The sequence below is a fragment of the Ruegeria sp. N8 genome (genome assembly GCF_056531325.1).
Genome location: NZ_JBQFLQ010000007.1, coordinates 102,753 through 120,963, shown reverse-complemented (window position 1 = coordinate 120,963; position 18,211 = coordinate 102,753). Strand labels below are relative to the sequence as shown.

Below are 18,211 nucleotides of genomic sequence, written 5' to 3'. Positions count from 1 at the left end.
AGAGAATTTGGCAAATAGTTGACAGATCATTTCCGACAATCCGCCTCATTTGTTTAATTTTCAGGCAGTCGTTAACCAATTCGCTCAAAAATTAATCCAATCCGCCGGATATTGGCCCAATTCCGACAAGGCAGAATAGAGTTCCGACGTCCAAACGGCGAAACAAGCGGCAGAACAAAGTGATCCGCAGGTGCGCCATTACACATCATGCCTCGATATTGCCCACGCAAGCCGCGACCCCGCCGCGCGCGCAAGGTGCGATTCGGCTGAGTGCCAAACGATTGGGCACATCCTCGGTTCTGGACGGGTTCCGGCAGTCGGGCTCGTTCAAGTGCCTGTTTCCGCGCACCGATGGCGACGCGTTGAACGCGGTGCTGCTGAACACCGCTGGCGGGATCACCGGCGGCGACAATTTCCGCTTTACCGGCCATGCGGGCGACGACACCACCCTGACGCTAACAACTCAGGCCTGCGAGCGCGCGTATAAAGCCAAACCTGGTCCCTCGGGCCAGATCGTGAACCACCTAAGCGTCGCTCCGGGTGCGCGGCTGAACTGGCTGCCGCAGGAAACCATCCTGTTTGACGGCAGCGCGCTGGAGCGTCGGTTGCAGATCGACCTTGCCCCGGAAGCAACCGCACTGATGGTAGAACCGCTGGTCTTTGGCCGCATGGCGATGGGCGAGACCCTGACCGATATCCGCCTGCGCGACCGGGTCGAGATCCTGCGCGATGGCACACCGCTGTTTCTGGACGCGATGCAATACGACGGTGATCTGCACGCGCATCTGGCCAAACCGCATATCGCAGGCGGCGCGGGGGCGATGGCGCTGGTTGCCTTTGTCTCTCCCACAGCCGAGGGCCAGCTCGACCCCATCCGCGATATGCTATCCGAAACCGCCGGAGCCTCGCTGATCCAAGACGATCTGCTGGTAATCCGGGTGCTGGCCGAGAACAGCTTTACCCTCCGCCGCACGCTGATGCCGGTTCTGCGGCGACTGAACAATGACACGCTTCCCAGATGCTGGATGATCTGACATGAACCTGACCCCCCGAGAAAAAGACAAACTGCTGGTCGCCATGGCCGCCGAGGTCGCCCGCAAACGGCTGGCCCGCGGCGTCAAGCTGAACCACCCCGAGGCGATTGCGCTGATCACCGACGCCGTGGTCGAAGGAGCGCGCGATGGCCGATCGGTGGCTGACATGATGCAAGCCGGGGCCGAAGTGATCACCCGCGCGCAATGCATGGAAGGCGTGCCTGAGATGATCCACGAAGTTCAGGTCGAAGCCACCTTCCCTGATGGCACCAAACTGGTGACCGTCCACAACCCTATTCGCTAACAAAGGAACACAAATATGACCCGTATGCTCTTCCCAGCCCTGATCCTTGCTGGCCCTGCAGCCGCCCATACCGACACGCATATTCATGCGCATGGCACAGACTATGCCACTTTGGGCGTCGGTTTGGCGGTTGTCGCGCTGGCAGCTTTGGTCGTGATGACAAAGCTGAACAAATGATCCCCGGTGAGCTGTTCCCAGCCGAGGGTGAGATCACCCTGAACGCGAATGCCGAGGCAATCACCCTCATGGTCGCCAATACCGGCGACCGCCCGGTTCAGGTCGGCTCGCACTATCATTTCGCCGAAACCAACCCCGCGCTGGAATTCGACCGCACTGCCGCACATGGCCTGCGCCTGGACATCGCGCCGGGCACCGCCGTTCGGTTCGAACCCGGTCAGGCGCGCGAAGTCTCGCTGATCCCCATCGGGGGGGCGCGCAAGGTTTACGGGTTCAATCAAAAGGTCATGGGGTCGCTCTGATGCCAGCAACAATCAAACGCTCTGACTATGCCGCCATGTTCGGCCCCACCACCGGCGACAAACTGCGGCTGGCCGACACCGATCTGGTGATCGAGGTCGAACGCGACCTGACCGCAGAACGCGCGGGGGCCGCCGCAACCGGGGGGACCGGAGACAACGCGTTGCTTTACGGCGAAGAGGTCAAATTCGGCGGAGGCAAGGTGATACGCGACGGGATGGGGCAGTCTCAGGCCACGCGTGCCGAGGGGGCCGTGGACACGGTCATCACCAACGCGCTGATCGTGGATCACTCGGGCATCTACAAGGCGGATGTGGGTCTGAAAGACGGACGCATCGCCAAGATCGGCAAGGCCGGCAATCCCGACACGCAGCCCGGTGTTGACATCATCATCGGCCCCGGCACCGAGGCCATCGCGGGCGAAGGGCGTATCCTGACCGCCGGCGGGTTCGACAGCCATATCCATTTCATATGCCCGCAACAGATCGAAGATGCGCTGCATTCCGGCCTGACCACCATGCTGGGCGGCGGCACTGGCCCGGCCCATGGGACGTTGGCCACCACCTGCACACCTGGCCCCTGGCATATCGGGCGGATGCTGCAGGCCGCCGACGCCTTTCCGATGAACCTCGCCTTTGCAGGCAAAGGCAACGCCTCGCTGCCCGCCGCGCTGGAAGAACAAGTCAACGCAGGTGCCTGCGCCCTGAAACTGCATGAGGATTGGGGGACGACCCCTGCCGCCATCGATTGCTGTCTCTCGGTGGCCGATGCGATGGACGTGCAGGTGATGATCCACACCGACACGCTGAACGAATCCGGCTTTGTCGAGAACACCGTGGGCGCCATGAAGGGCCGCACGATCCATGCCTTCCACACCGAGGGCGCAGGCGGCGGTCATGCCCCCGACATCATCAAGATCTGTGGCGAGAACCACGTTCTGCCCTCGTCCACCAACCCGACGCGCCCCTTCACCGTGAACACGGTCGAAGAGCATCTGGACATGCTGATGGTGTGCCACCACCTCGACAAATCTATCCCCGAGGATGTGGCCTTTGCCGAAAGCCGCATCCGGCGCGAGACGATCGCGGCCGAGGATATCCTGCACGACATGGGCGCGTTCAGCATCATCGCCTCCGACAGTCAGGCCATGGGTCGTGTGGGTGAGGTTCTGATCCGCACATGGCAGACCGCCGACAAGATGAAGAAACAACGCGGTCGCCTGCCCGAGGAAACCGGCGAGAACGACAATATGCGCGTGCGCCGCTATATCGCAAAATACACCATCAACCCGGCAATTGCCCACGGCCTAAGCCATCAGATCGGCAGCATCGAAGAAGGCAAACGCGCCGATCTGGTCCTGTGGAACCCGGCATTCTTTGGCGTGAAGCCCGAGATGGTTTTGCTGGGCGGCACCATAGCCTGCGCGCAGATGGGTGATCCGAATGCCTCGATCCCGACGCCGCAACCGGTCTATAGCCGACCGATGTTTGGGGCCTATGGGCGGTCGGTCGAGCATTCGGCGATCACATTTGTCTCGGGCGCGGCGCAGGCGGCGGGGATTGGTGATACACTGGGTCTGGCAAAGCAAACCGTTGCGGCGCAGAACACCCGCAATATCGGCAAGCGCGACCTGCTGCTGAACAACGCCACGCCGCAGGTTGAGGTTGACCCAGAAACCTATGAGGTCCGCGCCGATGGCGAATTGCTGACCTGCCAACCGGCCGAGGTTCTGCCGATGGCCCAGCGGTACTTTATGTTTTGACTAAAAATTGTGCTGCGTTGCGGCATTTGCAACACGGCCATGACCAAAAACCCACTACTCAACGAGGCTGACATGACACATTTTCAAGCTCATGGGAGGACCAACGGAAACGAGGGTCCAAATGGCACATTCAGCAACGCACACTCCGGCGCGGGTTTCACTGTCCGGCCTGATCGCATCCACCACATCGCGAATCTATTTGGCATTGATCCGCGTGGCCGAAGTCCAGACACGCGTACGGCAAGTCGAATTCCTGCAATCGCTCAGCGACGAAGAACTTCGCAAACGTGGACTGACACGGGATCGGATCGTTCACCGGGTATTTGCGGACTCGATCTGGCTCTGAAAATCTCCGCTGCAGAGGGGGCAAGCATATGACCGCCCTACTCTGCACCGCGCGCCAATATTCGAACCACTCACATGGTGAACCGGCCGATCATCTGTCGCTGACCTATGAAGACCGCTTTCTGCGCCGCAAGGTTTTGACCTGCGACAGCGGCGAGCAAATTCTGATCGATCTCGCCCAGACCACCTCGCTAGATCACGGTGGCGCGCTTGTCCTTGATGATGGGCGCGAGGTGGTCATTCAGGCCGCCCCCGAAGCATTACTGGAAGTCACCGCACCTGACCTGACCCGCATCGCCTGGCATATCGGCAACCGTCATACGCCCTGCCAGGTCGAAACCGAGCGTCTGCTGATACAGATCGATCACGTCATTCGCGATATGTTGCTGAAACTTGGCGCCACGGTGCGAGAGGTGCGCGAACCTTTCACCCCCGAAGGTGGGGCCTATGGCCACGGCAGGACCCATGGCCACGCCCACTGACACCGACATACTGACGCTGGCGCAATGGCTCTCACCTGCCTACCCCGTAGGCGGATTTGCCTATTCGCATGGGTTGGAATGGGAAATCGAGAGCGGCAGCGTTTCCTCGGTCGCCGAAACAGGCGCGTGGATTGCCGATCTCGTCGAGTTCGGCACAGGACGCAACGATTGTATCTTGCTGTCGGCGGCATATGCCGCTCCGGCAGATGCTCTGGCCGAAATCGATCAAACCGCACGCGCCTTCTGTCCCTCATCCGAGCGTCTGCGGGAAACACGTCTTCTGGGTGAGGCGTTCAGCGGGCTTACAGCCGATGTCTGGTCGCTTGACCTGCCACCCCTGACCTATCCTGTCGCGCTGGGCCATGCCGCCGGACTGTGGGGGCTGCCCTTGGCGCTGACCGCGCAGATGTACCTTCAGGCATTCATGTCGAACCTGGTCGCCTGCGCGACACGTCTTGTGCCGTTGGGCCAGACAGAAAGCCAGCGGTTGATCCGGGATTTGACCCCGTTGTGCCAACGCGTCGCAACGGGTGCTCTTGCAGCTAAAATGGACGACCTTGGCGCGACCGCCTTCTTGTCCGACATCGCGTCGATGAAACACGAAACCCAATATTCAAGGATGTTCCGAACATGACCAGTATGAACGGCCCCCTACGCGTGGGCATCGGAGGCCCCGTGGGTGCAGGCAAAACCACCCTGACCGCCGCTCTGGCAGAGGCACTGCGCGACAAGCTTTCGGTGGGCGTGATCACCAACGACATCTACACCCGCGAAGATGCCGAAGCGCTTATGCGCATGCAGATCCTGCCGCAGGACCGGATCATCGGTGTCGAGACCGGAGGCTGCCCCCACACGGCGATCCGCGAGGATGCTTCGATCAACCTTGCCGCCGTGGCCGAAATGCAGGACCGCCATCCGGAGGTCGATTTGGTGCTGATCGAAAGCGGTGGCGACAATCTGTCAGCCACATTCAGCCCGGAACTTGCGGATGTGACGCTTTACGTAATCGACGTTGCCGCTGGCGAGGAAATCCCTCGCAAAGGTGGCCCCGCGATCACCAAATCCGACATTCTGATTATCAACAAAACCGACCTGGCACCGCATGTCGGCGCATCGTTGGACGTCATGAACCGCGACGCGACACGGATGCGCAGCGGCAGACCTTTCGTATTTGCGTCACTTCGACATCGCAAAGGGGTGGATGATATCGTGTCTCTTCTTGCTCGGATCGGAGGCCTGCCAACACTCATGGCGGCAACCGAGCCGGAAACGGTCTGAGGTTAGCACCCGCAAACTTGGCTTGGCGCTAAGCCGGATAAGCGTGTCCGGTTTGGCGCACCTTTGGCCATTTACTTGCGTTAAACAGCTTCTGCTCTAGACCGACTTTCCTTCGCAAAGGCGGCGGCTATCGTTTTCCGGCGACAATCCTGTCAAGGATCAGAGCGCAGAACAAGATCGCTAGACCGGCAAGAATGCCTTGTCCCGCTGCCGCGTATTGCAGAGCTTCAAGCACATCTTCACCCAGCCCTTTAGCACCGATCAGTGAGGCCACAACCACCATCGCCAGAGACAGAAGAATAGTCTGGTTCACGCCTGCCATAATGGTCTTCGCCGCAAGCGGAAGATCGACACGCCACAGCAAATAGCGCGGTGTCGCACCAAACGCCAATGCGGCTTCGCGTACGGTTTCAGGCACTTGTTGAAGCCCGAGTACAGTAAAACGGATGACCGGTGGGCTGCCAAAGATCATGGTCGCAACGACACCCGCGGGTTTGCCCGATCCGATAAATGCAACAACCGGGATCAGGTAGACAAAGCTTGGCATGGACTGCATGAAATCGAGGATCGGACGAACAATTGCAAATGCCTTGGGACGACGGGCGCAATAGATCCCAAGTGGGATGCCAAGCGTGATCGAGATCAACGCCGCAGCCCCTAACAATGCAATGGTTGTCATTGCTTTTTCCCAGAAATCGAGCAAACCCAAATATGCGAGCGCAGCCCCGGTGAAGATGGCAACGCGAGCACCAGCAGTGAGATAGGCCAGCAACACGATGACAAGCCCGACGACGGGCCACGGGGTTTGCACAAGAATAACCTCTATGCAGTCAAGAAGGGTTCTCATGCCGAATGTCAGACTGTCAAAAAAACCGCGTCCAGTGGTTTTGGTCCAATCAAATACGGCCTGAACGCCATCGCCGACGGTCAATCTCCAGGTGCGATCCGTGGGAAAGGACTTCAGCACAGCAAACGCATCAGGCTGGGCAAACTTAATTACCGACAGGCTCACAACGCTGCCAAAAAGAAACACCGCGACCAGCAGACGCTGGGGTGACCACCCACTGGCTGCGCTTCGGTCCGAGCGCCACCGCGCGAACTGGCCTTCAAGCGTCCAGTTGGCAAGAGCGGCTTGGATAAATTTGAACGCCACCAACAACAGCAGCCCAACAATAATGAATCCAAGTCCAGTCGCATCCGCCTGAACCGCCGCGTCCTGAGCTTGTGCCAGAGCTGTTTCCAGTGACTCTGCAGCCCGTTTCAAGGAATCCAGAGATGATGCCCCTGTTTGCTCAGCGACTGCGATCTGTTCACGACGAAGGTCGAGCGTCTCTCCGATTTTTTCCGCGCGCTGCCGGGCTTCGCGGCCAAGATCCCCAAAAAGACCTTTGCCAATCTGAATATAGGCAAAGGTTTCCAGCACCATAAAGCTCAGAAACCACGACCAAAGACCGCGCGCGCCAAACCAGAGCGGCCCAAGGATTGCAGCGGCCAGATTCAGCGTGAAGCGATAGCCAGGGGCTTCCATCATATAGGCAAATGTTTTGCGGTAGTAATCCGCGCCGTTGCCAACAAATTCTTCGACCAGACGGCCCAGTCTTTCGGCGGTTTCCGGTTTAATATCCGACATGCCAGTCCTCACGCCTGATTTTGTTGAATTGCGCGGATAAGGCCGGTGCGATTGATCACTCCGACTGTCTTGCCATCATCGACGACGGCAACAATCCCATGTCCTTCGACGCACAGGTTCATGAGTTCGTCCAGATCCATCTCAGGATGCGCTTGATGAGGGTCATCGGGTATGGGACCGTTCTGGGCCTCGTGTTCATCAACAGGTGTCATGACGGAATGTGCAAAGATCATGTGAAGCTTTGATATTCCGGCGACGAAGTCCGCGACATAGTCATCTGCGGGGTTAAGGATGATCTCTTCCGGGGTGCCCACCTGCACGATGCGCCCATCCTTCATGATTGCAATTCGGTGACCAATGCGAATTGCCTCGTCTAGGTCATGGGTGATGAACATCGTTGTCTTGTTCAACTCGCGGCTCAGCGCCATGAACTGATCCTGCAACTGTTTGCGGATCAATGGATCAAGCGCAGAAAAAGGCTCGTCCATCAGCAGGATTTCCGGATCCGACGCAATGGCGCGGGCCAACCCGACGCGCTGCTGCATCCCGCCCGACAGTTCATGCGCATATTTGTCTTCCCAACCGGTCAGCTCCACCAGGTTAAGGACACGCTCGGCCTCTTCCCAGCGCCGCGCCTTACCTGTACCGCGAATTTCAAGCGGCATCGCCACATTGTCTCGCACGGTCCGATGCGGCATCAGGCCAAAATTCTGGAATACCATGGCGACGCGACGATTGCGCAAGTCCCGCAATCCTTCGGGCCCCAAACCCATGACATCTTCGCCATCAAGCAGGATCTCACCTGCAGTCGGCTCCAAAAGCCGATTGACGTGACGTACCAAGGTCGATTTGCCCGATCCAGACAGCCCCATGACGCAGAAAAGCTCTCCGCGTTCGATCTCAAAGCTGGCATCGGCGACACCTACAACGCAGTTAAATCGTTCAAGAACCTCAGGTTTTCCCAACCCTTCCGCGTGAATGGCCGCAAGTGCTTCTTTTGAACGATCCCCAAAAACTTTCCACACGCCTCGTGCGTCGATGGCTATATCTTTGGCCATGGCTCCACCCAGAAAATGATAGTGCGTGCCGACGGCGCTGCCCGCCGTCGGCGATTTCGATCAAGCCCGGTTTAGTTTAGGCCCAGCCATCCATCCACGGTGTCCCCATTCTCGGCAATCCATGCGGCGACTACTTCGGAAATGTCGCCACCCTGAACAACGACCTTGTAGGTGAGCTCCGACAGCGCATCCGAATCCATGTCGATATTTGCCAATAGCGACGCGGCTGCAGGGTTCCGTTCGTTCAACGAGTTCGAGTAGGCAACCTTGACGGTTTTAACAACGTCGCCGCTGGTGATCTTCGATTTGGCATACCAATCCGCGTCATCACCGGGCTGAATAATCGTGTATTCATCAGGGTTATGGGGCGGTTCTTCGATCATCGTCATATCGTAAAGCGCATGAACATAGTGCGGTTTATAGCAATAAAAGACGACACCCTCTTCGTTCGACACTGCATCCTTCAAGCGTGCGTAGAAGACGGTTTCGTCTTCAGTGCTCGGCTCAAGAAATGTCTCGACGCCGTAGTCGCGCACTTTGACCCGGTGCACGTTGGTCGACGCCCATCCCGAAGCACCGATCCAGATCTCACCCTTACCGTCACCATTGGCGTCATAGAGTTGCTGAGCGTCCGGGGTCGCCAGATCAAAGATGGATTTGATGTTGTGCTTTTCGGCCATGTAAGTCGGGGTGCAGAAGCCGGCTTTACCTTCGTATGAACCAGACGAAAGAGACACCGTGCCCTTTTCATCCACATACTCATCCGTGAAGGACGACTGGTTTGGCAGCCAGACATCCGGGTGCACGTCAATGTCACCACGCCCGCCGTCCATCGCGGCGAAAATGACGGCATTCGCACCGGGGGCATAGCCCACTTCGCCGCCTAGACGACCTTCGATAATCTGGCCAATCACGTTGGCCATGATCTTTGCTCCGGGCCAGCTCGGCTCACCAATCATTACCTTTTCTTGCGCAAATGCACCGGTTGCGCTGAGGCTTAGCACAATGGCTGCTGAAATTTTAGTTAACGTTTTCATCCTGTTGGTTCTCCTTTTTTTGATTTATGCTCTGGCGCGCGTGCGTTGCGGATCCACAAACGGGATATCCACAACCACCCCACCAAGGCGTTTTAAGCGACCGTCCAATTGTCCAATTTCCAAGCGGGTGCCAGTCTCGGAAAATTCGATCGATAGCCGTACCATCGCAATGGCGCATTCAAACGTGGGCGAATACGTGGCAGAGGTTACCTCGCCGATTTGCCGTTCTCCGGCAAAGATCGGAGCGCCATTCGCGGGAACATCGCTGCCGCCCAGCGTCATGCCTTTTAAAACCCGACGTGGGTTTTCGGCATTTCGCGTCAATGCACCCTTGCCGACGAATTCGGGTTTGTTCAGATCAATCGCAAAGCCCAGCCCCGCTTCAAACGCATCCACACCTGGGGTGAATTCGGCACCAGCCGCAGCTAGCCCCGCTTCGATCCGAATGGTCTCAAGCGCGGCCGACCCCATTGGCGTGATGTTAAACTCTTGCCCGGCTTCCATAAGAGCATCCCAGAGCAAAAGCGCATCGGCCTGAGAACAGAACACCTCATATCCGAGTTCGCCGGTATACCCCGACCGTGACAGCATAAACGGCGCCCCGTCGCGGGAGTGCAGCCGGCCGATTGTGACACCAAACCACTTTAGTTGTTCCAGAGACGGGACATGCGGCTGCGTAAACACAATCTTGCGCAACAGGTCCCGCGAACGCGGCCCTTGCAGCGCCAGATTGGGAAGAGACCCTCGCATCGCATGAATGCGCACATGAAGGTTGTTTTCCAAGGCCAAAGCTTCAAGCACGCGGGCACTCTCTTCAGTGCCGCAACACCAGCGGAACAGGCGATCGCTTAGCCGGAACAGCGTGCCGTCATCAATCACAGCCCCCGTCTGATCGCACATCAAAGTATACGATCCGCGCCAAACCGACAGCTTTGCAACGTTGCGTGTCGTGGCCAATTGCAAAAGCTTCTCGGCATCTGGTCCGATGATGTCAAATTTCCTCAGACCGCTCATATCCTGAAGGGTCACGGCTTCACGACACGCCCAATATTCTCCGATCGAACCGACTGAAGGAAAGCTGACAGGTGCCCAAAGATCCCGCGCAGGTGCGAAGTCCTGCGTCAAAGGCTCCAACCGCTTGAAGAATGCAGACTCCTGACTGAGCGACATTGGGGCATCTTCCTTTTCACGATAAGCAACAGCGCGGCGAATTGGGGTGTTCGGCTTGTAAATCCGGACGTGTACGTCTGTTGGATTCCAGCCGTTGATCGGGTCTATGTCGTCCGGACAGGCGGTTGACACACAGGTGAGCCGCTCCATCGCTCGCATCGCCACATAATCACCAGGTCGCGAATAGCTCTCCGCAGTCCGGAGATCATGGGTGTGGGGATCAACCCAGGTATTCCAAAAGAAATTGATCGCAGGCCAGGCTGAACGCCGCCGTACTCCGAATGGGTCCAACGCCGCCGAAATATTGTCCGAGCAGTTTACGTGGCCTGGAAAACCGCGCTCTTCGTACCCCCGTGCGGTGCAGGCCAGTCCAAAGGTATCATGACGCCCACAAGTGTCCTGAAGTACATTCAAAAGCGGGTTCATGTCCTGATCAAAAAATTTGTCCAATGATCCGGGCCCCGGATAGCTGCGCCGAACCAGAGATCGCGTGGCCGTATTGTCAATCAACAGCTCTTCGCCCCTGTCCAGCCCGTCGGTGCGCAGCGCAAGAAAATCCGAACATTGCTGCCCTTCGACATCAATGATCTGAACAACTTCGCCGAGGGCCAATTCATAGGCCACGCCAGTACCCCGTGCGACGGTGAACTCGTCTCGCAAATCTCCCAATTCAGGCGGCAAGATTGGCGTATTGCGTTTGGCGGGCTGAAAGGATGCCGTGACCCAGCTGTTGAGAGCGCCAGATACCAGTTGTTCGTTATTGCCCAAGCGCACCACCCAGACAGTGACGCGCGCTTTCACGCTGAAAACCACCTGATCTTCCGACGCCGGAACATTGGTGACGGGAATGTCACAAGATGCATTCCCACCCATTGCAGTCACCCAACCCAACAAAGCCCGACAATCAGCAGCATTCATGTCCAGCTTGCCTGTGGCATTTACCCCGAGGGCCGCGAGAGCATCTTTGCCTTTTGAGTCGAATGCACCGATCTGCAGATCGGACGTCAGCCAGCGGCCCGATAGTGAAAGCAGGTCCCCAGGCTGCATGTCAAACCGTTTAGCTTCTCGTGCCGCGAGCCGATGGGTTGTCCCGCTTTGCGCCTTAGGAAAGCCAAAGAAGGATCGCTCGGGAGAAGTCCACCCGATGTTGCTGAAGTCGTGAATGACCGAATGGGACGTCATGGAAACCTGCAGCCGCAGCTAAATGTAACTAGTTACATAAGTTGATGAAACTAGTTACATGTGTCAAGTTTATTTCTATAGCGCTTGCTGAACAGCCTCGATTAAGAAAGTAAATGACTGAAAAAGAGACAAAGAAACGAGCCAACCTCAGGGACGTGGCCAGAGCCGCCGGTGTTTCCGTCGCCACGGTTTCGCGTGTATTAAACACACCTGAGGCTGTATCCAAGAACACGCGCGACCGCGTCCAGCAGGCAATCGAATCCCTTCACTTTGTCCCCAGCGCAGCTGCCAGGGCCATAAACTCGGGGCGAACTCGGGTGGTGGGTGCTTTGGTGCCGACACTGGACAATGCGATCTTCGCCAGATTCCTCTCTGCACTCGAATATGAACTCGGCGAGTTCGGGTTATCCTTGGTGGTTGCAACAACCGCAGGAGACCCGGGAATCGAAGCCGAGAAGGCACAACGTCTGATCGACATTGGTGCAGAAGCGCTAATCGTTTCCGGAATTACCCATAGCCCTGATTTCGACAACCTGATTTCTCGCACGCGGCTGCCAACCATAGCCACATCTTACTACGACGACGGATATTCACTGCCTACCATCGGCTATGACAATGCGCGCGCTTCCCGCATGGCACTGCAATACCTCATCGACGCGGGGCACCGCCAAATTGCCGTTATTCACGGCCCAGCGGACAACAACGACAGAACGCGGGCGCGCCTTTCAGGCCTGCTTGTCGATGTGCCGGGTTTAGAGACTTTCAAATTTGAAACCAAAATCACTTTGGAAGGCGGCGCAACAGCCATCCAAAACGCCCTGAGCGCTGGAACTCACTTCACCGCCGTAATGTGCACGTCGGACGTTCTCGCGCAGGGCGTACTTTTCGAGCTACATCGGCAAGGCATGGTGGTTCCATCAAACGTCTCTTTGGTTAGCATCGATGACCTGCCCGTATCCGGTCAATCGGTACCAGGCATAACAACGGTTCACTTGCCGGTGGTTGAAATGGGAAAGAAGACCGCAAACGCGGTCATCCGATGGATTGAGGACGGCATCCGCCCTGACTCACAGTTGATTGATGTTACTCTTAAATTGCGACAGTCGGTGGCTGAAATAACATGACAGTTAGCAGGTAGCCCCCCTGAACTCGGATGACCGCTTGTCGCGCCAAATCAGCCCTTTTCTTATGCAGTTCAAATGCCTGGTTAGTCCGCCCACCGGACGTTCGATGGGCTACAATACGCAGCTAGACAGTGAGCGGCGACTCAGGAGCCCAATTTGCCTAACACTGCAGACCGATTGAATGTCAGCAATGCAGGTTGCGCCTGCGCTCGCGTTCGGCCCAACTTGGACGCTGCCTCCAAACCCATAATCTGCTTTGATGAAGCCAGAACCGCCACCCTAAACAAGTCCGTTTTGGGCAAACTGCCTATTTGCCTTTGGACTTGTGGCAGACGTCAATCACGCACAAGGTGACCGCCATCCACATCCAAGACCGAGCCCGTTAGAAACCCGTTTGTCATCGCCATGACAACGGCTTGTGCGATGTCCTCGACCTCTCCAACCCGTCCTGCGGGCAGGCTGCTGCCAACCTGCGCATACATGGCTTCACGTGTCTCTTCAGTCATTGCGGCATAGGCTTCGGTTGCAACCATGCCAGGGCTGACGCAATTCACCCGCGCCCGACCAGCCAACTCTAGCGCCAGCCCTTTGGCCAGCGCTTCGACCGCCGCGTTTACTGCGCCCAGGCCAGTAGCTCCGGCGGATGGGCGACGACTGAGCACGCCGGAAAAGAACGTGATGGAGCCGCCTTTGACCAACACCGGCATCACTTCACGTGCAGTCATATAGGGGCCGATGAACTTGGCCTCGAACATAGCGCGCAGATCGTCGATGGGCAGGTCGGTGAACGCCCCACGCGCAGCACTTGAAGCAGAGATCACCAAGTGGTCAACCGATCCCAGCCCTCTGGCCCAGGAGGACACTCCTGCTCCATCAGTCGTATCCACGGGCGCGATCCGTACCCCGCTCCCAATTTCGCCCGCGGCAGCCTGTAGCTTGGCAGTATTGCGACTGGCGATTGTAACTTTTGCCCCGAGGGCGGTAGCCATTTTTGCTGTTGCTTTCCCCATGCCGCTGCTGCCACCAACGATGACAATGTGTTTGCCACTCAGGGCGGTCTCGAAAACAGTGTTCATTGCTGTGATTCCTCTTTTACTGGATGGGTCAGTCGAAGCTCAGCACCAGCTTGCCGGTTGTTTCACCGGCTTCTAGGCGGCGGTGCGCCTCGGCAGCTTGATTAATGGGCAGGGAGGTGACTTGAGGGCGCAGAACGCCCCTCTCAAGCAGATCAAACACTGTGGCCATATCCGCGCCAAACTGATCAGGTCGATTGATGAAATAGGTGTATATGTCGCTGACACGGACCGAGACGGACTTTTGGAAGTGCTTCGCCAAGTCTTCGGCAAAACTGCCTGTGGGCGGACCGGCAAGAAACCCGAATAGAACGGTTGTGCCCAGAGGTGCCAGTACATCGAGGTCTGATTTCAGGGTATCGCCCGAGATCGGGTTCAGCGTCAGATCCACACCGCGCCCCTCGGTAAGGTCCATCACCCGCGCGGTGACATCCTCGGTGCGATAGTCGATGACGTGATCGGCGCCCTGATCTTTGGCATATCCAACCTTGGCAGTGCTGGTCGAGGCGATTACCGTCATGCCCAGATGCTTGGCAACATGCAGGGCCATGGTGCCGACACCCCCGGCTGCCGCGTGAACCAGTACCGATTTTCCAGCCGCCGCGCCGCCCAGATTGACCAGCATGTGATAGGCGGTCATCCCGTTGACGGGGATTGCAGCGGCTGTTTCGAAGTCCACGGTATCGGCCAGCCGAGTGACGTAGGGCGCAGCGATTAGCGAATGGGTACCGTATCCACCGGCCCCGATCGGTCCCATCCAAGCCACACGGTCCCCAACAAAAAAGCCTTCGGCACCCTCACCCAGCGCCTCGACCACACCGGCACCTTCGACCCCTGGTACATGAGGCAGATCGGGCATCATCCCCTCGGGCATCTCACCGCGTCGGATGATCGTGTCGATAAAGTTGACCGCCCCGGCTGAGTTGCGGATCAGGATTTCCCCGGCATCGGGGGTCGGGGTCGCCTTGTTGGTCTTAAATAAGACGTCCGGTTTGCCGGTTTGGGTGATTTCCATGGCGAAAGGCATCAGCTATCTCCTTCTGTTGCGCAGAAGGTAGAGGTCACATCAAGCAATGATAATGATTGATATCAGGAGTTATAATCTCAAAAATAGAATAATGATCTACAACGACCTTGCCCTTTTTACTGTCGTCGCAAACCATCTGAGCTTTTCCAAGGCTGCAGACGGTCTGGGCATACCGCTCAGCCGGGTCAGCCGCAGGATTGCAGAGTTAGAAGACCATCTGGGCACCAAACTGTTCGAGCGGACAACCCGGCAGGTTCGCCTGACGGAGGAGGGCCGGCGCCTTCTGGACCGATGCCAGGATCCGATCGAGGCGTTGCAGGGTGTTGCAGGCTTTACCGACGATACCAGACGCCAGAGTATCCGCATCACGGCACCTCCGCTGGCAGCACGCACGACGATTGGCCCTCGGCTGTTGGATTTTGCGGAACAGAATCCGGATGTGGCGCTTGAGATGACCACCACCAACATCATGCTGGACTTCTTTCGCGACAATATTGATGTGGCTTTTCGGGTAGGCCCACTCACCGACTCCAGCCTTGTCGCGAAACGGCTCTGGTCGGTTCCCTACTGCTTTTGTGCCGGACAAGGGTTTATTGGAGAGCGTGGGCTAAGAGGGTTGATTTCCAGACCGGACTTTCTTGCTTTGCCCGCGCTGACAGCTGGTCAACCCTGGGTGCTAGAGAGCGGGGAAACACTGCACCCGAAGCAAACCGCACACAACTTAACCGACCTTGATGTCATTGCGCAGGCCGCCCGTCGAAACCTGGGTGTCGCGATGCTGCCTTCGGATATGGTAAACAGCGATCTAAAACGGCTTGAGGTTATAGACACCGTCCCTCTGACGCGGGACATGTTCGCAGTCTATCCCAGCCGCCGTCTGTTGCCCGCACGGATCAGGAAGCTAATTGATTTCATGACACCCGGCTGAACCTACCAATCAATTGCAACACCATCGCGAAAGAACCCTCCGGTCGGGCCGCCTTTCGGCAAGGTCGCTGCCCAGACGACTCCTTTGGCCCCTTCGGAAATCGGACGTCCCCCGCCGCCCATGTCCGTGGCAACCCAACCGGGGCACACGGCGTTGACGAGAATGCCTTGAGGTTTCAACTCAGCGGCGGTCTTGAGGGTCAACGCGTTCAACGCCGCTTTGGACACGCCATAGCCGGGTGTGCCGGCACTCATGCTGGTCAGCGACCCCGCGCCAGAGGACACATTGACGATCCGGGCATCCGTACCTCGTTGCAACAGTGGCACCGCCGCGATCGTCGTCTCCCATGGGCCGAAAAGGTTCGTATCGAATGCTTGGCGGACCCTGTCCAGATCGGCGTGGTGAACCTGTTGGTCGGTGTCATAATCCACGCCCGCGTTGTTCACCAGAACATCAAGGCGACCATAGACCGATTCAATCGTCAAAAAGAAAGCGGCAGCAACAGAGTCCGGATTAGAGACATCCAGTTGCAAAGCTTCCGCCCCATATCCGATTTCATCCGCAGCGGCCTGCCCTTTTGCCAAGTCGCGCACACCGATCAAAACTTTCATCCCATGGTCTCGGGCCAATTGCCGGGAGACCTCTTTGCCAATACCACGATTGGCTCCGGTCACGAGTGCGACGCGCTGACTGGTCATGGTCCTTCCTCAATTTGCCTCGGCCGCGCGCTGACCGGCAAGAGCCACAAGCCCACGGTCACCGGATTCCCAGATTGCCGTCATGGTCATCGATGTGACAACCCAGCGATCATCTGATTTCTCAAGCTCATAGTCATAGCGGCCACCCAGCACCCACAAGCCGTCATCAAGACGATGGGTTGCTGTGAAATCCGCCTGTGCCGTCGCAGATGTATCGGACAGAGAGGTGACGGTGTGATTGGTCACCATATGGTGCGTCGCGTCGAAACCGGGAAGAAAGGCGGACCATCCAGCAACGAGCTCGTCGGCGGGTTGTGTGACCGGGTCTCCGCCCCAGAGGCTGGTGTAGTCCGTTGTGACGGTATCGGAGAACGCGCCGCGCACGCGGGTCCAGTCGTGGCGGTCAGCACCTGCCGCGATGTCGGTGATTGCGGTCGAGATATCGGCCTGTTGTTCAGCAAAAGCCGCGGATCCGATCATAGAGACGGCCGCAAGGGTCGATGTGAGTTTTCTACGCATGAGGATGCTCCGAATAGATGGGGGTGGACGCCGAACGATTGCTCGGCGTCCGGACAGGGCTTAGTTGCTCGAACCGGCGCGGAAGTGGTCAGCGACGGTATCCGCCGCGTGAGTGACATTCTCGGGGTTGTCGTAGAAGTCGAACTGCGGGACATCCTCCAGCCATTGCGCGGTCGCCTCGCCTGCAAAGCCGGCAAGGAAGGTCTGCACGCCCTGTGGGATCGCCGCGCTTTCCGAATGCACAATGGCCAGTGGCTTATCCAAACGCTGCGGATTGTCGGCGGGGTGATAGGTCAGCCAACCTTCCCAGCCCGCATTGTTCCATTTGTCATCGTATTCGGGGATCGCGCCACGGTCAGCCTCATAGTAATATCCGCCGATCGGCATCAGTACGCCCTCGGCACCCTCGGGGCCTGCGGCAGGAATGATCTGACCGCCAGCCGCCTCGGCAGCGTGGGACACCTCGATCAGCCCGGCGACACCTTCTGCACCGCCATAAACCGCCTCGACGATCTCGGCGTTCTGCAACCAAGGTGCAACCAGACCCACTCGCTGAACCAACGGGTTGCCCGAGACAGCATCGACCATGTACCCGGCCGAGGCACAAATCCCCAGACCGTTGATGTGGTCGGCATCTACTTCGGGCAAGGTCGCGACGAATGCAATCGCGGCTTGGATGTCCGATGTCTTGGCCTGGGGGCTTTCAACAAAGCGCACGTTGTTCGGCAGATCACCCGATTTGCCCCAACCGCGGAAATCGAAGGTGAAGGCCGCAAAACCGCGTTCGGCCATCTCGCGGGCATAGTTGGCGGGCATCTGTTCCTGAACCGAGGTCCAGGCCCCGGTCACGACGACGGTCGGCAGCGGCTCGGCTCCGCGCTCTTCCGGCAAATACAATGTGCCGGACAGGGTGGCGCCTTCGTTCTCAAAGGTGACGGTGCGGGTTTCCACCTGCGCAACGGCGGCTGTCGACGCCATCAACGCGGCAGCAGTGTTCATAGCAAGGGTGTTCATAGCGGTATCTCCCAAAATCTGTCTGGATGGGCATACGCCCGATGACACCTGAGATACGACGCCGGCGGC

General features: G+C 58.0%; 20 protein-coding genes. 11 read left to right on the top strand and 9 right to left on the bottom strand.

Annotated elements, in window-relative coordinates; genetic code table 11:
- Positions 1-179 precede the first annotated feature (179 nt).
- The 9 genes from ACR0C5_RS14400 to ureG all read left to right on the top strand — a co-directional run bounded on the left by ACR0C5_RS14400 (position 180) and on the right by ureG (position 5,682).
- A complete protein-coding gene (locus ACR0C5_RS14400) occupies positions 180-1,034 on the top strand; it encodes an urease accessory protein UreD (protein WP_480877498.1) in 855 nt (284 codons plus the stop codon).
- Position 1,035: 1 nt separating this feature from the next.
- A complete protein-coding gene (locus ACR0C5_RS14395; protein ID WP_152460019.1) occupies positions 1,036-1,338 on the top strand; it encodes an urease subunit gamma in 303 nt (100 codons plus the stop codon).
- Between the two features lie 15 nt (positions 1,339-1,353).
- Entirely contained in the window at positions 1,354-1,515 is a 162-nt protein-coding gene (locus tag ACR0C5_RS14390) for a hypothetical protein (RefSeq protein ID WP_170773783.1), read from the top strand.
- Positions 1,512-1,817 carry an urease subunit beta gene (locus ACR0C5_RS14385; protein ID WP_170773781.1) on the top strand — a complete coding sequence of 102 codons (306 nt, stop codon included), beginning with the start codon at positions 1,512-1,514 and terminating at the stop codon, positions 1,815-1,817. Before ACR0C5_RS14390 ends, ACR0C5_RS14385 begins: the two co-directional genes overlap by 4 nt.
- A complete protein-coding gene (gene ureC / locus ACR0C5_RS14380) occupies positions 1,817-3,577 on the top strand; it encodes an urease subunit alpha (protein ID WP_170773779.1) in 1,761 nt (586 codons plus the stop codon). Before ACR0C5_RS14385 ends, ureC begins: the two co-directional genes overlap by 1 nt.
- Positions 3,578-3,698: 121 nt before the next feature.
- Complete coding sequence (locus tag ACR0C5_RS14375; protein ID WP_170773777.1) at positions 3,699-3,923, top strand: DUF1127 domain-containing protein; 225 nt, start codon at positions 3,699-3,701, stop codon at positions 3,921-3,923.
- 28 nt (positions 3,924-3,951) lie between these two features.
- Positions 3,952-4,404, top strand: coding sequence for an urease accessory protein UreE (locus tag ACR0C5_RS14370; protein ID WP_170773775.1), 453 nt, complete (start codon positions 3,952-3,954; stop codon positions 4,402-4,404).
- Positions 4,370-5,038 (top strand): urease accessory protein UreF, encoded by a 669-nt coding sequence (locus ACR0C5_RS14365; protein WP_480877495.1) that lies wholly within the window; start codon positions 4,370-4,372, stop codon positions 5,036-5,038. Before ACR0C5_RS14370 ends, ACR0C5_RS14365 begins: the two co-directional genes overlap by 35 nt.
- On the top strand, positions 5,035-5,682 hold the full coding sequence (ureG, locus tag ACR0C5_RS14360) for an urease accessory protein UreG (protein WP_170786970.1): 648 nt from the start codon (positions 5,035-5,037) through the stop codon (positions 5,680-5,682). The genes ACR0C5_RS14365 and ureG overlap by 4 nt, the downstream gene beginning before the upstream one ends.
- Positions 5,683-5,809: 127 nt before the next feature.
- On the opposite strand, the gene ACR0C5_RS14355 is transcribed toward ureG, so the two are convergent.
- From ACR0C5_RS14355 to ACR0C5_RS14340, 4 genes are all read right to left on the bottom strand, one after another.
- Positions 5,810-7,312 (bottom strand): ABC transporter permease, encoded by a 1,503-nt coding sequence (locus ACR0C5_RS14355; RefSeq protein ID WP_170786971.1) that lies wholly within the window; start codon positions 7,310-7,312, stop codon positions 5,810-5,812.
- A gap of 8 nt (positions 7,313-7,320) precedes the next feature.
- Positions 7,321-8,370: a quaternary amine ABC transporter ATP-binding protein gene (locus tag ACR0C5_RS14350; RefSeq protein WP_170790642.1), complete on the bottom strand. Its 1,050-nt coding sequence runs from the start codon at positions 8,368-8,370 to the stop codon at positions 7,321-7,323.
- 71 nt (positions 8,371-8,441) lie between these two features.
- Positions 8,442-9,407, bottom strand: a complete 966-nt coding sequence (locus tag ACR0C5_RS14345; RefSeq protein WP_480877492.1) for an ABC transporter substrate-binding protein — start codon at positions 9,405-9,407, stop codon at positions 8,442-8,444.
- 24 nt (positions 9,408-9,431) lie between these two features.
- Positions 9,432-11,759 (bottom strand): DUF1989 domain-containing protein, encoded by a 2,328-nt coding sequence (locus ACR0C5_RS14340; RefSeq protein WP_480877490.1) that lies wholly within the window; start codon positions 11,757-11,759, stop codon positions 9,432-9,434.
- Positions 11,760-11,872: 113 nt separating this feature from the next.
- Between ACR0C5_RS14340 and ACR0C5_RS14335 the strand changes: the two genes are divergently transcribed.
- Positions 11,873-12,883, top strand: a complete 1,011-nt coding sequence (locus ACR0C5_RS14335) for a LacI family DNA-binding transcriptional regulator (protein ID WP_170790635.1) — start codon at positions 11,873-11,875, stop codon at positions 12,881-12,883.
- Positions 12,884-13,218: 335 nt separating this feature from the next.
- On the opposite strand, the gene ACR0C5_RS14330 is transcribed toward ACR0C5_RS14335, so the two are convergent.
- Both ACR0C5_RS14330 and ACR0C5_RS14325 read right to left on the bottom strand, forming a co-directional pair.
- Positions 13,219-13,959, bottom strand: coding sequence for an SDR family oxidoreductase (locus tag ACR0C5_RS14330; RefSeq protein ID WP_480877488.1), 741 nt, complete (start codon positions 13,957-13,959; stop codon positions 13,219-13,221).
- Between the two features lie 28 nt (positions 13,960-13,987).
- Positions 13,988-14,983, bottom strand: coding sequence for a quinone oxidoreductase family protein (locus ACR0C5_RS14325; protein WP_170773759.1), 996 nt, complete (start codon positions 14,981-14,983; stop codon positions 13,988-13,990).
- Between the two features lie 52 nt (positions 14,984-15,035).
- On the opposite strand from ACR0C5_RS14325, the gene ACR0C5_RS14320 reads away from it, so the two are divergent.
- On the top strand, positions 15,036-15,911 hold the full coding sequence (locus ACR0C5_RS14320; protein WP_480877486.1) for a LysR family transcriptional regulator: 876 nt from the start codon (positions 15,036-15,038) through the stop codon (positions 15,909-15,911).
- Positions 15,912-15,913: 2 nt separating this feature from the next.
- Here the strand turns inward: ACR0C5_RS14320 and ACR0C5_RS14315 are convergent, their stop codons facing one another.
- The 3 genes from ACR0C5_RS14315 to ACR0C5_RS14305 are packed head-to-tail and all read right to left on the bottom strand — an operon-like array spanning position 15,914 to position 18,142.
- Positions 15,914-16,609 (bottom strand): SDR family oxidoreductase, encoded by a 696-nt coding sequence (locus tag ACR0C5_RS14315; RefSeq protein ID WP_170773755.1) that lies wholly within the window; start codon positions 16,607-16,609, stop codon positions 15,914-15,916.
- A gap of 9 nt (positions 16,610-16,618) precedes the next feature.
- Positions 16,619-17,128: a nuclear transport factor 2 family protein gene (locus ACR0C5_RS14310; protein WP_480877484.1), complete on the bottom strand. Its 510-nt coding sequence runs from the start codon at positions 17,126-17,128 to the stop codon at positions 16,619-16,621.
- 60 nt (positions 17,129-17,188) lie between these two features.
- Positions 17,189-18,142: an alpha/beta hydrolase gene (locus ACR0C5_RS14305; RefSeq protein ID WP_480877482.1), complete on the bottom strand. Its 954-nt coding sequence runs from the start codon at positions 18,140-18,142 to the stop codon at positions 17,189-17,191.
- Positions 18,143-18,211: the final 69 nt, after the last annotated feature.

Excerpts from the sequence above, each read along its gene's own strand:
- ACR0C5_RS14395 (WP_152460019.1), top strand. The coding sequence starts at position 1,036 with ATGAACCTGACCCCCCGAGAAAAAGACAAACTGCTGGTCGCCATGGCC.
- ACR0C5_RS14390 (WP_170773783.1), top strand. The coding sequence starts at position 1,354 with ATGACCCGTATGCTCTTCCCAGCCCTGATCCTTGCTGGCCCTGCAGCC.
- ACR0C5_RS14385 (WP_170773781.1), top strand. The coding sequence starts at position 1,512 with ATGATCCCCGGTGAGCTGTTCCCAGCCGAGGGTGAGATCACCCTGAAC.
- ureC (WP_170773779.1), top strand. The coding sequence starts at position 1,817 with ATGCCAGCAACAATCAAACGCTCTGACTATGCCGCCATGTTCGGCCCC.
- ACR0C5_RS14375 (WP_170773777.1), top strand. The coding sequence starts at position 3,699 with ATGGCACATTCAGCAACGCACACTCCGGCGCGGGTTTCACTGTCCGGC.
- ACR0C5_RS14370 (WP_170773775.1), top strand. The coding sequence starts at position 3,952 with ATGACCGCCCTACTCTGCACCGCGCGCCAATATTCGAACCACTCACAT.
- ACR0C5_RS14365 (WP_480877495.1), top strand. The coding sequence starts at position 4,370 with ATGGCCACGGCAGGACCCATGGCCACGCCCACTGACACCGACATACTG.
- ureG (WP_170786970.1), top strand. The coding sequence starts at position 5,035 with ATGACCAGTATGAACGGCCCCCTACGCGTGGGCATCGGAGGCCCCGTG.
- ACR0C5_RS14355 (WP_170786971.1), bottom strand. The coding sequence starts at position 7,312 with ATGTCGGATATTAAACCGGAAACCGCCGAAAGACTGGGCCGTCTGGTC.
- ACR0C5_RS14350 (WP_170790642.1), bottom strand. The coding sequence starts at position 8,370 with ATGGCCAAAGATATAGCCATCGACGCACGAGGCGTGTGGAAAGTTTTT.
- ACR0C5_RS14345 (WP_480877492.1), bottom strand. The coding sequence starts at position 9,407 with ATGAAAACGTTAACTAAAATTTCAGCAGCCATTGTGCTAAGCCTCAGC.
- ACR0C5_RS14340 (WP_480877490.1), bottom strand. The coding sequence starts at position 11,759 with ATGACGTCCCATTCGGTCATTCACGACTTCAGCAACATCGGGTGGACT.
- ACR0C5_RS14335 (WP_170790635.1), top strand. The coding sequence starts at position 11,873 with ATGACTGAAAAAGAGACAAAGAAACGAGCCAACCTCAGGGACGTGGCC.
- ACR0C5_RS14330 (WP_480877488.1), bottom strand. The coding sequence starts at position 13,959 with ATGAACACTGTTTTCGAGACCGCCCTGAGTGGCAAACACATTGTCATC.
- ACR0C5_RS14325 (WP_170773759.1), bottom strand. The coding sequence starts at position 14,983 with ATGCCTTTCGCCATGGAAATCACCCAAACCGGCAAACCGGACGTCTTA.
- ACR0C5_RS14320 (WP_480877486.1), top strand. The coding sequence starts at position 15,036 with ATGATTGATATCAGGAGTTATAATCTCAAAAATAGAATAATGATCTAC.
- ACR0C5_RS14315 (WP_170773755.1), bottom strand. The coding sequence starts at position 16,609 with ATGACCAGTCAGCGCGTCGCACTCGTGACCGGAGCCAATCGTGGTATT.
- ACR0C5_RS14310 (WP_480877484.1), bottom strand. The coding sequence starts at position 17,128 with ATGCGTAGAAAACTCACATCGACCCTTGCGGCCGTCTCTATGATCGGA.
- ACR0C5_RS14305 (WP_480877482.1), bottom strand. The coding sequence starts at position 18,142 with ATGAACACCCTTGCTATGAACACTGCTGCCGCGTTGATGGCGTCGACA.